Origin of the sequence: Plantibacter sp. VKM Ac-2885 (assembly GCF_015351205.1) — a bacterium.
Taxonomy (GTDB): Bacteria; Actinomycetota; Actinomycetes; order Actinomycetales; family Microbacteriaceae; genus Plantibacter; species Plantibacter auratus.
In genome coordinates this window covers 709,773-723,895 of record NZ_JADKSK010000002.1, presented here as the reverse complement: position 1 = coordinate 723,895, position 14,123 = coordinate 709,773, and the positions used below count along the sequence as shown (strand labels likewise).

At 66.9% G+C, this 14,123-nt stretch carries 13 protein-coding genes; 10 read left to right on the top strand and 3 right to left on the bottom strand.

All coding sequences use genetic code 11. The annotated features are described in order from the left end of the window. The first annotated feature begins 7 nt into the window (after positions 1–7). The gene (locus tag ITJ66_RS19860; RefSeq protein ID WP_229940320.1) at positions 8–1,321 is read left to right on the top strand and encodes a signal peptidase I; all 1,314 of its coding nucleotides are present in this window, start codon (positions 8–10) and stop codon (positions 1,319–1,321) included. Further along, positions 1,321–1,899, top strand: coding sequence for a hypothetical protein (locus ITJ66_RS15945; protein WP_192019376.1), 579 nt, complete (start codon positions 1,321–1,323; stop codon positions 1,897–1,899). Before ITJ66_RS19860 ends, ITJ66_RS15945 begins: the two co-directional genes overlap by 1 nt. On the opposite strand, the gene ITJ66_RS15940 is transcribed toward ITJ66_RS15945, so the two are convergent. Then, positions 1,889–2,902 (bottom strand): LacI family DNA-binding transcriptional regulator, encoded by a 1,014-nt coding sequence (locus ITJ66_RS15940; protein WP_191941663.1) that lies wholly within the window; start codon positions 2,900–2,902, stop codon positions 1,889–1,891. The genes ITJ66_RS15945 and ITJ66_RS15940 overlap by 11 nt on opposite strands. Before the next feature lie 221 nt (positions 2,903–3,123). On the opposite strand from ITJ66_RS15940, the gene ITJ66_RS15935 reads away from it, so the two are divergent. The 4 genes from ITJ66_RS15935 to ITJ66_RS15920 all read left to right on the top strand — a co-directional run bounded on the left by ITJ66_RS15935 (position 3,124) and on the right by ITJ66_RS15920 (position 8,442). Next, positions 3,124–4,065: a carbohydrate ABC transporter permease gene (locus tag ITJ66_RS15935; protein WP_085512502.1), complete on the top strand. Its 942-nt coding sequence runs from the start codon at positions 3,124–3,126 to the stop codon at positions 4,063–4,065. After that, positions 4,058–4,987 carry a carbohydrate ABC transporter permease gene (locus ITJ66_RS15930; protein ID WP_085512504.1) on the top strand — a complete coding sequence of 310 codons (930 nt, stop codon included), beginning with the start codon at positions 4,058–4,060 and terminating at the stop codon, positions 4,985–4,987. Before ITJ66_RS15935 ends, ITJ66_RS15930 begins: the two co-directional genes overlap by 8 nt. A 123-nt stretch (positions 4,988–5,110) precedes the next feature. Further along, complete coding sequence (locus ITJ66_RS15925) at positions 5,111–6,439, top strand: ABC transporter substrate-binding protein (RefSeq protein ID WP_194645236.1); 1,329 nt, start codon at positions 5,111–5,113, stop codon at positions 6,437–6,439. Between the two features lie 140 nt (positions 6,440–6,579). Next, on the top strand, positions 6,580–8,442 hold the full coding sequence (locus ITJ66_RS15920; protein WP_194645235.1) for a glycoside hydrolase family 2 protein: 1,863 nt from the start codon (positions 6,580–6,582) through the stop codon (positions 8,440–8,442). A gap of 156 nt (positions 8,443–8,598) precedes the next feature. Here the strand turns inward: ITJ66_RS15920 and ITJ66_RS15915 are convergent, their stop codons facing one another. Further along, positions 8,599–9,468: a type II CAAX prenyl endopeptidase Rce1 family protein gene (locus ITJ66_RS15915; protein ID WP_194645234.1), complete on the bottom strand. Its 870-nt coding sequence runs from the start codon at positions 9,466–9,468 to the stop codon at positions 8,599–8,601. Next, the gene (locus tag ITJ66_RS15910) at positions 9,465–9,899 is read right to left on the bottom strand and encodes a hypothetical protein (protein ID WP_194645233.1); all 435 of its coding nucleotides are present in this window, start codon (positions 9,897–9,899) and stop codon (positions 9,465–9,467) included. The genes ITJ66_RS15915 and ITJ66_RS15910 overlap by 4 nt, the downstream gene beginning before the upstream one ends. A gap of 223 nt (positions 9,900–10,122) precedes the next feature. Here ITJ66_RS15910 and ITJ66_RS15905 point away from each other — a divergent pair, with 223 nt between their 5' ends. The 4 genes from ITJ66_RS15905 to ITJ66_RS15890 all read left to right on the top strand — a co-directional run bounded on the left by ITJ66_RS15905 (position 10,123) and on the right by ITJ66_RS15890 (position 14,037). Next, on the top strand, positions 10,123–10,302 hold the full coding sequence (locus tag ITJ66_RS15905) for a hypothetical protein (protein WP_064296076.1): 180 nt from the start codon (positions 10,123–10,125) through the stop codon (positions 10,300–10,302). Between the two features lie 320 nt (positions 10,303–10,622). Then, complete coding sequence (locus tag ITJ66_RS15900; protein WP_194645232.1) at positions 10,623–11,675, top strand: polysaccharide pyruvyl transferase family protein; 1,053 nt, start codon at positions 10,623–10,625, stop codon at positions 11,673–11,675. After that, the gene (locus ITJ66_RS15895; RefSeq protein WP_194645231.1) at positions 11,675–12,544 is read left to right on the top strand and encodes a glycosyltransferase family 2 protein; all 870 of its coding nucleotides are present in this window, start codon (positions 11,675–11,677) and stop codon (positions 12,542–12,544) included. The genes ITJ66_RS15900 and ITJ66_RS15895 overlap by 1 nt, the downstream gene beginning before the upstream one ends. Next, a complete protein-coding gene (locus tag ITJ66_RS15890) occupies positions 12,541–14,037 on the top strand; it encodes a lipopolysaccharide biosynthesis protein (RefSeq protein WP_194645230.1) in 1,497 nt (498 codons plus the stop codon). The genes ITJ66_RS15895 and ITJ66_RS15890 overlap by 4 nt, the downstream gene beginning before the upstream one ends. Positions 14,038–14,123 lie beyond the last annotated feature (86 nt).

Sequence of the window (14,123 nt, the reverse complement as noted above, 5' to 3'; positions counted from 1 at the left end):
GAGCACCGTGAGCCGACCCTCCACGGAAGCGATCGACGCCACCGAGCGGCAGCAACCCCGCCGCTCGGTGGCGTCGATCGTCGGCAGCACCCTGCTGAACCTCGCCGCCGTCGGCGGGGTGGTCTGCATCGTGCTCGTCATCCTCGCGACCTGCTTCAACATCACCCTCATCATGTTCAAGACCGGTTCCATGAGCCCGACGATCCCCACCGGCTCACTCGCGCTCGTCCGCGAGATCCCCGCGTCCGACATCGCGGTCGGCGATGTGGTGACGGTGGATCGCGCTGGTCAGCTGCCGGTCACCCACCGCGTCACCTCGGTGACCGGCGGTGTCGATACCGCAGGACCACAGCGCACGATCACCATGCAGGGCGACGCGAACCTGTCGGAGGACCCCGAGCCGTACACCGTCTCGACGGTCCGCCTCGTGCTCGCCTCGGTCCCCGGGCTCGCCTACCTCGTCGTGTGGCTGTCCAACCCGTGGGTCCTGGCCGGACTGACCCTCGGCTGTTCGGCCCTCGTCATGTGGGCGTTCTGGCCGCGCTCCGACCGCAAGCGCCCGCCGGGTGACTCGGGAGGGACCGGCGGCGACGGTCGTGCTGCTTCCCGACGCCGCTCCTCCATGGTCGGCGCCGACGGAACCGGACCACGACCGGCCCGCCACGCCGCGCTTCGATACTCACCGGTCGCCCTGCTCCTCGGTGCCGGCCTCGCGATCAGCGCTGCCGCTCCTGCCCACGCAGAACCGAAGGTCGACGTCATCGCCGGCGAGGCGGTCGTCCTCACCTCGATCGGTGACCCGTCGGCCATGCGGTCCCTCGCTCCGGGTCGATCGACGCCGTGGGAGGTGGGCATCACCACCAAGCCGGAGACCACCCCGGGATCCATCGACGTGTCCATGGTCGGTTCCGGCTCGCCCGAGCTCGGCCTCGTCATGGTGGTCGACGCCTGTTCCGTCCGGTGGACCGCGGCCGGCTGCGTGGGCACCGTCACCCACCTGTTCGACGAGATGGCGGTGCCCGTCGACGGCGTCGAGCGCGCAGTGCTCTCGATGCGCAGCTCGGAGGCGTGGTGGCTGAAGTTCGACGTCCGGATGCCGTCCGGTGCAGTGGTGGCGAACGCCTCGGTCGCTCTCACGGTCACGGCCGAGGGCATCGGCGACGACGTCTCGGTCTCGCCCGGCCCGATCACCACGCTCCCCCGCACCGGCGCGAGCATCGAGTTCGCCGTGTGGGCGGCAGCGGGGGCGATCCTGATCGGTCTCGTCGGTGCGTGGTTCGGCGCGCTGCGTCAGCACTCGCGTTCGGCGAGGGGCGTTTGATGAAACCAGGTCGGTCGAGACACGTCGCGGCGGTCGTCCTCGCGACCGCTGTCGCGCTCGTCGCGGCTCCTGCTCCGCAACCGGTGGAGGCCGCATGGCAGGACGCCGAGTCGGGTGCCGCGACGTTCGCGGCACTGAGCATCCCCAAGCCCGTCTACCTCGCCGGAGCAAGCGGATGCTCCATCTCGACGACGTCGGTGCTCGGCGTCGGTCTGGTCATCAACTCCTACACCCTGACGTTCACCATGCCGGAGGGGTACGGCGCGGCGGACATCCAGGTCGGCGGCGGGAACACGTCGGCCACGATCGCGCTCGCTTCCGCGGCGGTCACACCGGCCGCGACCTCGCCGACCCCGAACCCGACGAGGCAGTACTCCGTCACGTTCAACCGCGGTCTCCTCGACGGACTGCTCACCGGGCTACTCGGCGGAACCGGCTATCTCGGCGTCCGCGTAGCTCCATCGAGCCTGATCGTTCCGCCGCTCGCCCGAGACACGATCTGGACGTCACCGTGGGCCGTCGTGCAGGTGGGGACGGGCCTCCTCGGCACGAACCCGACGTGCGCCGTCATCGGGTGAGTCGCGCCGGACCGGACGACTCTCTGACGATCAGCTCGAACCCTGCGCGCACTCGCCGCCCCGGCCCGACGTGCCCGGCCACACGTTCGACCAGCATCGCGACGGCCTCGCGGGCGATGGCCTCCTTGTCGGGCGCGACCGTCGTCAGTGACCGCATCGCGTACCGGCCGTCCTCGATGTCGTCGAAGCCCACCACCGCCAGGTCGCGCGGGATGTCGACGCCGCGATCCCACGCGGCGCGCATCGCGCCCAGCGCCATGAGGTCGTTGAAACAGAACACGCCGTCGGGAGGATCGCCGGCGTCGAGCATCCCGCCCATGACGGCCGCCCCGCTCGCGCGATCGTATTCCCCTTCGGCCATATACCGGTTCGGGTCGAGTCCGGCCTCCTGCATCGCGCGGGTGAACCCGTCCACGCGCTGCTTCGCGGTGCCCGTGGAATGGGCCTGCCGACCGATGGCGCCGATGCGCGTGCATCCCTGTTCGATCAGGTGCCTGGTCGCCACGTAAGCCGCCTCGGTACCGTCGATGGCGACGTGGTCCGCGCTCGCGCCGTAGTCGCGCTCGCCGAGCAGGACGATGGGCTGGGTCGCGGCGGCTGCCTCGACGTCGGCGGCCGTGAGGTTGAGCGCGTTGAGCAGCACGCCGTCGAAGGTCGAGGACACCGCTCCCCCGGTGAGCACGGCACGCTCGCGTTCCGGGTCGCCGTTCGTCTGATCGACGACGAGGGTGAGCGAGCGCTTCGTGAGTTCAGGGATGAGGCAGCGGGCGAGGTCGGAGAAGTACGGAACGTCGAGCTCGGGGACGACGAGCGCGATGAGTCCACTGCGGTTGTTGCGGAGTCCTCTCGCGTGCGGATTGGGCCGATAGCCGAGTTCGTCGATGACCGCCTGCACGCGTTTGCGGGTCTCGGCACCGACCCGTCCCGGCAGGTTCACGACGTCCGACACCGTGCGCTGGGAGACGCCGGCCGCCTGCGCGACATCCCGTGCGGTCACTGCCATCCGTGCCTCCCCGTCGGTCGCGCTCGCTCCACCGTGCGTGGGTCCTGACGCAAGCGTACCGACTCCACGCCCGTCGGATACCGACGGCAACCGATGTCCAAATCCATCTTGTGCTACGTAGCACAAGCGGTTAGCGTGTCTCCCTGTCAGCACGGTCGCAGCGAGTCGAAGGAGATGCGCAGCATGTTCGAGAGCCCACCACCCATCACCCGAGCCGCCCCATGAGCGCGCTCAACGAGCTGCGCGCGCTACGGACGCCGAAGGGGGCGGTGAAGCATCGCGACGCCTCCGAGTTCCGCGACAACCGCGCGGCGCTCCTCTTCCTCGGCCCCTGGATCATCGGCTTCCTCGTCATCACGCTCGGGCCCGTGCTCGTCTCGCTCTACCTGTCGTTCACCGACTACAACCTCCTCCAGAACCCGAACTTCACCGGGCTCGAGAACGCACAGCGGATGGTCGAGGACCCCCGCCTGCACCAGTCCCTCGGCGTGACCATCACCTACGTCCTGGTCTCGGTGCCGTTGCAGCTCATGGTCGCCCTGGCGATCGCGGTCCTCCTGGATCGCGGCCTGCGCGGGCTCTCCTTCTACCGGTCGGTGCTGTACCTGCCGTCACTACTCGGCGGCAGCGTCGCGATCGCCGTCCTGTGGCGCCTCGTCTTCGGTTCGAGCGGCCTCGTCAACGCGCTGCTCGCCGTCTTCGGCATTCAGGGGCCCGGTTGGATCTCGGAACCCGACACCGCGCTGTCGACGCTGATCATCCTGCACGTATGGACGTTCGGCGCGCCGATGGTGATCTTCCTCGCGGGCCTCCGGCAGATCCCGCGGCAGTACTACGAGGCGGCGTCGACGGACGGTGCCGGCCGGTGGACCCAGTTCCGGTCGATCACCCTCCCGCTGCTCAGCCCGATCATCTTCTTCAACCTCGTGCTCGGCATCATCGGCGCGTTCCAGTCGTTCACGCAGGCCTACGTGGTGTCGAACGGATCGGGCGGGCCGTCCGACTCGACGCTGTTCATCACGCTGTACCTGTACCAGAAGGGCTTCGGCAGCTTCCAGATGGGGTACGCGTCGGCGATCGCGTGGCTCCTGCTCATCATCATCGCCGCCGCCACGGCCATCAACTTCTGGGCCTCGAAGTATTGGGTGTTCTACGATGACTGATCTCAAGACCCGCCCCTCGTCCGAGGACGGCCTCTCGCCCGATGCGGCCGCCCGTCGCGAGCGGGGCGACGCACAACGCGCCAAGCTCCTGCGCCGACAGCGGATCTCGAGCATCGGCAAGCACGCGCTGCTGATCCTGCTCGGGCTGCTGATGCTCTACCCCGTGCTGTGGATGGTGGTGTCCTCACTCCGTCCGAACGGGTACATCTTCGACAACCCGGGCCTCGTGCTCGACACCTTCGAGGCGTCGAACTACACGAACGGCTGGAACGCTCTGGCGCAGCCGTTCGGCAGCTACCTGGCGAACTCGGCGATCGTGGTCGTCGGGTCGATCATCGGCAACCTGCTCACCTGCTCACTCGCCGCGTACGGTTTCGCCCGGCTGCGGTTCCGGTTCAAGCGCTTCGCGTTCGCGGCCATGCTGCTCACGATGATGCTGCCGATCCACGTGCTGATCATCCCGCAGTACGTCATCTTCGCCCAGCTCGACTGGATCAACACCTACCTGCCGCTCATCGTGCCGAAGTTCCTCGCGACGGACGCGTTCTTCATCTTCCTCATGGTGCAGTTCATCCGCGGCATCCCCCGCGAGCTCGACGAGGCGGCGCGCATCGACGGCGCCGGGCACCTGCGGATCTTCGTGCAGATCATGCTCCCGCTCATGACGCCTGCACTCGCGACGACGGCGATCTTCACCTTCATCTGGACGTGGAACGACTTCTTCGGCCAGCTGATCTTCGTGACCGACCCCGACAAGTACACCTCGTCGGTCGCCCTCCGCTCGTTCGTCGACACCCAGTCGCAATCGGACTACGGAGCCCTCTTCGCCATGAGCGTCGTCACCCTGCTGCCGGTGTTCCTCGCATTCCTGTTCGGCCAGCGGTTCCTCCTGCGGGGCATCGCGACCACCGGGGGCAAGTAGCCCCGGGGCCTGAGCCACAACCCGTTCCCCCGGTCCCTGAGTCCACAACCCGGTCCCCGAGTCCCCAACAGGTCCCTGAGCTTGTCGAAGGGCCAACCGATCCACCCCATGCAAAGGAGCATCATGCAACGCCAACCACGATCCCGGTCCCGCCTCCTCGGCTTCGCAGCCGCAACCGCCATCTCGGCACTCGCCCTCAGCGGCTGCGCCGTCGGCGGCGGGAACGGCGACGCCGCGCTGAGCGACGAGGACGTCACCATCACCTTCAACTGGTGGGGTGCCACGGCCCGCGACGAGCGCACCCGCGCGGCCATCGACCTCTTCCAGGAGAAGTACCCGAACATCACCGTGAAGGGCCAGTCCACCGAGTGGGGCGGCTACTGGGACAAGCTCGCCACGACGGTCGCCGGCGGAGACGCCCCCGATGTCATGCAGTTCGACCAGCTCTACCTCGCCTCCTACGCCCAGCGCGGCGCCCTCGCCGACCTCGGTGCACTCGACGAGTTCCTCGACACCTCCGACCTCAGCGCCGAGGTGCTCGACCAGGGCAAGGTCAAGGACGAGCTGTACGGCGTGCCGATCGGCGTCGGCACCGTCGGCCTCATGGTCAACCGGTCCATCTTCGAGCAGTACGGGATCCAGCTGCCCGACGCGACGACCTGGACGTGGGACGACCTCAACGAGGTCGCCCTGCAGGTGACCGAGGCCTCGGGCGGCGCCGTCCACGGCATGTCCCCGTTCGGCGGCGACATGCCGACCCTCACGCTCTGGGCGCGTCAGCACGGCAATGACATCTACGACAAGGAGGGCAAGGTCATCCTGAAGCCCGAGGTCGTGGAGAGCTACTGGCAGTACGCGCTCGACCAGATCGAGAGCGGCGCGGCCCCGAGCGCTTCGCAGCTGGCCGAGGGCAACGGTGTGGCGATCGACCTCATGGACATGAGTACGGGCAAGGTCGCGATGACCTTCCAGCCGTCGTCGGTGCTCACCGCCTTCCAGGCCGCTGCACCCGACCACCAGCTCGACCTGCTGCCGTTCCCGGCGAGCGAGGATTCGTCCGAAGGGTTCCAGTACCTGAAGCCGTCGATGTACTGGTCGGTCTCGTCGAAGTCCGAGCACCCCGCTGAGGCGGCGTTGCTGGTGGACTTCCTCACGACGGACACCGAGGTCGCGAAGCTGTTCGGCACCGAGCGCGGCATGCCCGCGAACCCGGACTTCCAGAAGGCGATCGACCCCGACCTGACGCCGACGGACCGCATCGTGGCGGGCGTCGTCGACGCCGCGCGCGAGGAGTCGGGCACCCCGCCGGCGATCACGCCCGTGGGTGGTGGCGACAGCGAGAAGATCCTCGGCCGCTACAACCAGGACGTCCAGTTCGGCAAGACCACCCCCAAGGAAGCCGCCGAGGCCTTCGTCGCCGAGCTGACAAAGGCCGTCGACGACGCCCGGTAGCAACTCCCCCGCCCTTCGACAGGCTCAGCCCCTCGGCCCCTGAGCTCACCCCCGGTCCCTGAGCCCCACCCCCGGTCCCTGAGCCTGTCGAAGGGCCCCGACGACACCTCCACCCATCACGACGCATCGGAACGACACCCATGACGCACCCTCTCCTCTTCCCCGCCCCGCTGCCGAGCGGCCGCGCCGACTCCACACCGCAGCCGCGCCCGGAGTACCCCCGGCCGCAGCTCGTCCGTGACGGCTGGGTCAACCTCAACGGCCTGTGGGAGTTCGAGATCGACGCCGGCGACAGCGGGCTCGAGCGCGGGCTCCTCGGCCGCGAACTGACCGACCGCATCCTCGTCCCGTTCGCGCCGGAGTCGGCCGCATCGGGCGTCGAGCACACGGATTTCATGGAGGCCGTCTGGTACCGCACGCGGTTCACGGTGCCCTCGGCGTGGCAGGGGAAGCACGGCGTGCTGCATTTCGGGGCCGTCGACCACGACACGACCGTGTGGGTCGACGGGGTCGAGGCGATGCGGCATCGGGGTGGCTTCACGCCGATCCGGGTGCCGCTCGGCGCGGTCGAGCCGGGCCAGGAAATCGAGATCGTGGTGCGCGCCCGTGACACCCGCCACGAGCCGAAGGCCGGTGGGAAGCAGGCGACCTGGTACGGCAACACCGACTGCTACTACACCCGCACGACGGGGATCTGGCAGACGGTCTGGGTGGAGGCCGTCGACGAGCTGCACCTGCGTCGGTTCACCGTGGTCCCCGATGCGGACGCCGGGCGGTTCGCCTGCACGCTCGTCCCCAGCCGCAACGCCGCGGGGGCGACTGCGACGGTGACCCTGTCCGCCGATGGTGTCGTCGTCGCGAGCGAGACCGCTCAGCTCGGCTCGACGATGGCACCGTCGGTGCGGCTCGAGGTCCCGGCGGACCAGCAGCGGCTCTGGAGTCCCGCCGACCCGTTCCTCTATACCCTCGACATCGAGATCCGCGATGGTGCAGGCGACGTCACCGACCGCGTCTCGAGCTACGCGGGGCTGCGCAGTGTCGCGATCGACGGCACCGCGGTGCTGATCAACGGCGAGCACGTCTTCCAGCGGCTCGTGCTCGACCAGGGGTACTGGCCGTCCTCGCTCATGACCGCGCCGGACGACGACGCGCTCGTGGCCGACATCACGCTCGGGATGGACGCCGGGTTCAACGGTGCGCGGCTCCACCAGAAGGTGTTCGAGGAGCGGTACCTCTATCACGCGGACCGGCTCGGGTACCTGGTGTGGGGCGAGTTCGGCGATTGGGGTGTGTCCGGCGCGGGCACGGTCGGTCACAACCAGGGCCCGACGGCGTCGTTCATCACGCAGTGGGTCGAAGCGTTGGAGCGCGACGTCAACCATCCGTCGATCATCGGCTGGTGCCCGCTGAATGAGACGCACCAGACGCTGCACGACCGGGTGACCGTCCTCGACGACGTCACGCGGGGCATGTTCCTCGCGACGAAGCTCATCGACCCGAGTCGACCGGTGATCGACGCCTCGGGCTACGCGCACCGGGTGCGGGAGACGGACGTGTGGGACGCGCACTCCTACGAGCAGGACCCGGCGGCGTTCGCCGTCGAGCAGGGCGGGATCGCGGACGGTGAGCCGTTCACGAACCTCGAGGACGGACGCACCATCTCCCTGCCGTACGAGGGGCAGCCGTTCTTCGTGTCGGAGTTCGGCGGCATCTGGTGGAACGCGAAGCTCGCGGCGGCGGACACCGGTGGTGACTCCTGGGGCTATGGCGCGCGGGTGGCGTCGGTCGAGGAGTTCCACGAGCGCTTCGCAGGGCTCGTCCGGGTACTGACCGACGACGAGAACATGTTCGGCTACTGCTACACGCAGCTCACCGACACGTTCCAGGAGCAGAACGGCATCTACGACTTCGATCGCAGGCCGAAGTTCGACCTCGCCCGCGTGCGTGCGGTGCTCGCGGCCGACGCCGCCTACGAGCGCCGAGTCCGCCCCGCCACCTCCTGACCCCTCGGTCCCTGAGCTCCCACCCGGTCCCTGAGCCCCACCCGGTCCCTGAGCCTGTCGAAGGGCCCACACCCCCAACCAGCCGACCCCCGCCGGTCCCTGAGCCTGTCGAAGGGCCCACGGGCTCCTCGTTTCGCCCAGGGACCGGTGCCCGGGTCAGCTCCCGCTGCGTGCCAGCGTCAGCAGGACCGTGAAGGTGTTGAACCACACGTGCGTCCAGATGCCCGGTCCGAGGCGACGGGTCGTCGCGGCGTAGACACCGTTCACCGTGCCGAGCACGAGGATGGTGAGCCCGAGCGTGACCATGGTGACCGGGCTGCCCCAGCCCTCATAGAGGTGGACGATCGCGAAGATCAGCGCGCTCGCTCCCACCGAGACGATGGCCGCCGTGCGGCGCCGGGCGGTCGTGGGCGTCGCCGCACCTCGGCGCACGCCGTTCGTCGTCCGCCCGCGGAGGATCGAGTTCCGGAATCCGCGCAGCAGGAGCCCGCGGAAGAGGAGTTCTTCACAGAACGGCGCGACGATCGCCGTGGCGAACACAGTGTTGACCAGCACCCAGACGAGCTCTGGCGACGGCGGGGCGATGTTCGACTTCGGCGTCTCGCCGGTGAGGGCGATGACGAACTGGCCGATCATGCCACCGATCAGCTGGATGCCGACGGCTGAACCGAGCCCGATGAACACGTCGAACCAGCGGAAGCGGAGTCCGAAGTCCTTCGCCCAAGACCCGCTTCCCCAGGTGCGGCAGACGATCGCGAGGGCGACGAGGATGCCGCCGTCGAAGATGATCCACATGATCATCGTGCCGACCTCGCCGGACAGGACGCCGAAGGTCCGTGCGAGTTCGACGACGACGAGGAGCGCGATGATCACGACGAAGGTCGTCAGCGCGGTCGGGGCACCCCACCTGGTGTCAGGCGAGGGGGCATAGGGTAGGCGCGCCTCGGCGCGGCGAGCTTCGGCCCGTTCCTGGCGCGAGCCCGGGCGCGGGGCGGTCTCCGCCGGTGCAGCGGAGTGGTCGCTCATCGCTTGTTCGCGGCGAAGTACTCGCGTGCTGCCGGCACGTACATCTGGACGATCGCGACGATGGTCACGATGACGAAGATGAAGGAGAGCGGGTTGAGGGCGATCAGCCCGGTGATCGAACCGAGGACGGAGAGGATGCCGACCACGGTGAGGACGATCCGAGCCCAGTTGCGACCGCGGAGCATGAAGAAGGCGAACAGCACGTGCAGTGCGCCGACGATGAACGCGCCGACGGCGGTCGAGATCAGGAGCACGCTCGAGGAGAGCACACCTCCCGAGGCCGACTGTTCGGCTGCGGCCTCGGCGACGGTTCCGGCCGACATGGCGGCCGTGACCCCGGAGATGACGGAGAGGACGGCGGAGACGACCCACAGCCAGAAGGAGATGACGATCGGCGTGGGGGCGGTCTTGCTACCAGTGGTCGTGGCCATGATGCTCGTTTCGGTCGTGGAGGATCCGACGACCGGACCCAGGCTGCTGGAACTGTATTGCCCGTCACCTGTCCCCCGGAAGGGAGGTATGTCCCGGCCTGTCCGTTTTCCGCAAGATAGCCGGTCCCCTTGGTCCCTGAGCCTGTCGAAGGGCCAAGAACCGCCGCCCAGGCACCCTGTCAAGCCTGCACACGCGCGCTCGCGTACCTCTTAACCTGTCCCCATGACGAACGACACGAACGACACCGACCAGAACAGCAGCGAGGGAACGCCGAAGCCGGGCGGCCTGGGCGAGAACCAGACCATCCCCAACAGCGAGGACGGCCTCGCGGTCGGTCACGACCCCGACGCCTCGAACTTCAACCAGGAGGAAGACCCCGACCACCCGAGCGACGACGCGTAGGGTCTCCACCCGACGGGAGCCGGCTTCCACAGCCTGTCCTGGAACAGGACCCTGTTTGACAGAGCCATCCGAGGCCCTCGTGCCGGTACCGGGCTTGCCGTTATCGAGGATATGAAGGCCCGTCCGGGCCCCCTTTCGAGGCACGAATCGCTCCGACACTCGTTGCGTTATCAGTAGGATGATTCGCGTCGGGCGACCTCTTCACGTCGTGAATCGTCTCGCCAACACTTGATCGCAGCGTTCGCGAATCCGCCAGGCCGCACGGGCGCGGGCGACTGTGGGTGCGCGTCGCGGTGTCAGGACATCGAGAAAGAGGGAACGTGCCGAGGAGTAACACCGATTCCGCCTACCTAGGCAAACTGAGAGATGCCACGGAAGCGACCCTGCGGCATGCGATCGGTGGCAGCGTCGACGTGGCGCTACTGGACGCACCGAATCAGACGAATGTGGGCGACTCCCTCATCTGGGCGGGCGAAATGGCATATCTCCGACGGATGGGGCTTCGGCTGCGATACGTTGCTGACATCAAGAGCTATGACCCGGTGGCCCTTCGCCGCGCTATGCCGTCCGGCGTGGTGCTCCTTCACGGTGGCGGGAACTTTGGCGATCTCTGGACCGGTCACCAGAATCATCGTGAACAGATCGTTGAGGATCTGCCTGATTACCGTCTAGTACAGCTGTCCCAATCCATCTACTTCGCCTCAGACGAGCGCGCCGCTCGGGCCGACGCGATCATCGGCGCACATAAGGACTTCAGGCTTCTCCTCCGCGACTCGCTCTCCATGGAGCGAGCCGGACGCCAGCTCCCGAGCCTGAATCCCACATATTGCTATGACATGGCGCTCGGGTTCGAGCCTGCATCGCTGAAGCGGACAGCAGGCGGCAAGGACCTTCTGATCATCGCGCGGCAAGACAAGGAAGCGATGTCAGGCCTGCATGATGTCGCCGAGGACTGGGGCGCGGGTGTCAGCGTTACGAGCACCGACTGGCACAGCGAGGGCTGGTTGGCGGTGCGGTATTCAGTCGCACGCCGGGCCATGCGGCTTCACCAGTTCCTTGTTCGTGTGCGCCGCCGGCTGGGCTGGACGCCGACACTGCCGCAATGGATTGTGCAGCACTTGATCGCGTCGCTCAATGAGATCAACATAACCGGAGCACTTCGTTGGTACGCAGCGGCGGACCTCGTCGTGGTCGATCGCCTGCACGCACACGTTCTCGCGCTCTTGCTCGGGATCGACCATGTCGCGCTGGACAACAACTATCGCAAGATCGGCGCGGTGTTCGACGACTACACGGGACAGTTTTCCACCGCTCATTACGCCACCGACACCCTCGTCGCGCGCGCGCTCGTCGCGACGTTGACGGGCCGCTGATGCTGGCTTTCATCACGACGCTGCGGCACCCGCAGAACTCTGTCGACTATGGGCGGGTCGAGCAACTTCTGCAGGATACATTGCGGTCCGTCACACAACAGACCGTAGAGGATTACGTTGTTATCATCGTGGGCAACCAGCGCCCCAGTTTTGACCTCCCCGCCCGGACGAAGTTCGTACTGGTCGATTTCCCGGCGCCCGCGCCCCCGACTGGTGCCCAGACCGCTCGAGCGCCCTTCGTGTGGGACAAAGGCACCAAGCTGGGCGTGGGGCTGATCGCCGCGATGCCCTTTGACCCATCACACGTGATGATCTTCGACGCTGACGATTTCGTCCACCGCGATCTGGCAGCGATGGTGTCCGAACACCTCAACCACCCCGGCTGGGTGATTCGCGACGGCTGGATGTACTCGCAAGCCCGGAACGCGTACATCCGACAGCCCGACTTCAACCGCACCTGCGGCACATGTTTCATCGTGCCATTCGAAGCTTATGGTGTCCCGGAGCACCTGACTGAAGAGGCATCCCAGCAAGACATTGCCGAAGCCTACGGCGAGCGACTCTCGCAGATCATGGGAGCTCACCGGAACGCCGAATCCTGGTACCGGGAGCATGGTCGCGCACTTGAGCCCCTTTCCTATCCCGGCGCCGTTTACCACGTCGACACGGGCGAGAACCACTCAGGCAAGTCGCTTACTGGCTTCGCCCGCCCGCTCGACACACGCATGGAGCGGGACTTCGCCATCGCACCGTCGCGCGGTCGGGCGTCGACGTTGTGGTCCGCGTTCGGGCCGATCGCAGTGTTCGACGAGGTCAGACGACTGGGGAGCCGCGTCGTCCGCCGGTTCACCCGCGCCCTGAAGCGATGACTCAAGGTGAGAGCGACGGTCTTCGCAAGAAGGCCACGCAGTCCATCGGCTGGATCATCTTGGAACGATGGAGTTCGCGCGTTCTGACGCTGACCGTCATCGCCGTTCTGACCCGACTCCTATCACCTGCTGACTTCGGCCTAGTGTCCATGGCCACGGTGGTCATTGCCATCCTGCAGGTCTTCGTGGAATCGGGATTCGTCACCGTCCTGGTGCAGAAGAAGGAGCTCGGGGAGAAGGACACGTCAACGGCGTTCTGGACGTCGGTCACACTCAGCATCATCCTGTACGTGGCACTGTTCTTTACCGCGCCCCTCCTCGCTGGTCTCTTCGGTGAACCCCAGCTGGTGGATGTGTTGCGAGTACTCGGTCTCAGCCTCCCAGTCTCTTCTCTTGCCCAAGTGCCAGCTGCCTTGCTCGAGCGCTCGTTCGGTTTCAAGTCGCTCGCGATCCGACAGGTCGGCGGAGCGTTGTGCGGTGCCGCGGTCGCAGTCGTCATCGCTTTCAGCGGAGGCGGCGTATGGGCCCTCGTCGCTCAGACCCTGGTCACCAGCGCTGCCTCCGTTGTGATCCTATGGACCGCGACCCCCTGGCGGCCCAGTCTCGAGTTCTCATTTTCGTCCCTCCGTTCTATGTGGTCAATGGGACTGCGAATCATCGGCATCGGCCTGCTCGACGCCGTTCAGCAGAACATCGACAAGCTGATCGTTGGGGCGTTCTTCAGCACTGAGGTGCTCGGGTACTACTACCTTGCGCAGCGCATCGGCACTATCTTGATCGAGCTCGTCACAACCGTCATGTCCCGCGTCACCCTTACGACATTCTCGAAAGTCCAGGACGACCTCCCTCGGCTGAACCGGATCTTCTTACAAATGACCTTCGCGTCGGCGGCGATCGGAGTGCCAATTTTCGGCCTCGTGGCCGTCTTCGCTGTGCAGATCGTTCCCTTCGCGTTCGGTCCGGGTTGGGAGGACACAGCGCCACTCATGTGGATTCTCGCTTGCGGATGGGCGTTCGGAGCCGTGATGTACTTCGACCGGAGCGCCTTCCTATCCATCGGCAGAGCTGACGTGGCCCTATGGGTCGCAATTCTCCAGAACATCGTTGGCGTTGCACTCGTCTTCGCGCTCCTCCCCCTCGGGATCGTCGGCGTAGCGTTGTCCCGCTGGTCGCGGATCGTGACGTGGCCCGTGCGGATTCGGGTCCTCCATCGGCTCATCGGACTGCCGGTGGGGAAATACCTCGCTCAGGTGTTCCGGTGCGTCGCCGCCATGGTGCCCGTCGTCATCGCCGTAACGCTCCTCCAGCAGACTGCGTGGGCGCGGACCGACCATGCTTTCTGGGCTTTTGCAGTGCCGCTGGGTCTGCTTGGGTCGCTGATCTACGCCGTGCTCGTCTGGTGGTTCGCCGGTCCGGAGAACCGAACCGTTCTGCGGCAGATCTTCGGTCCGATCATGAAGCGGATTCTGCACCGACTGCGGCCCGCAACCTGACGACCGGAAGCAAGAATTCGACACCGTATAACCAGCCCGTCAAGTCGATCGTTGATCTTGCGGGATCCTCCCTCCCGAATAGCCGA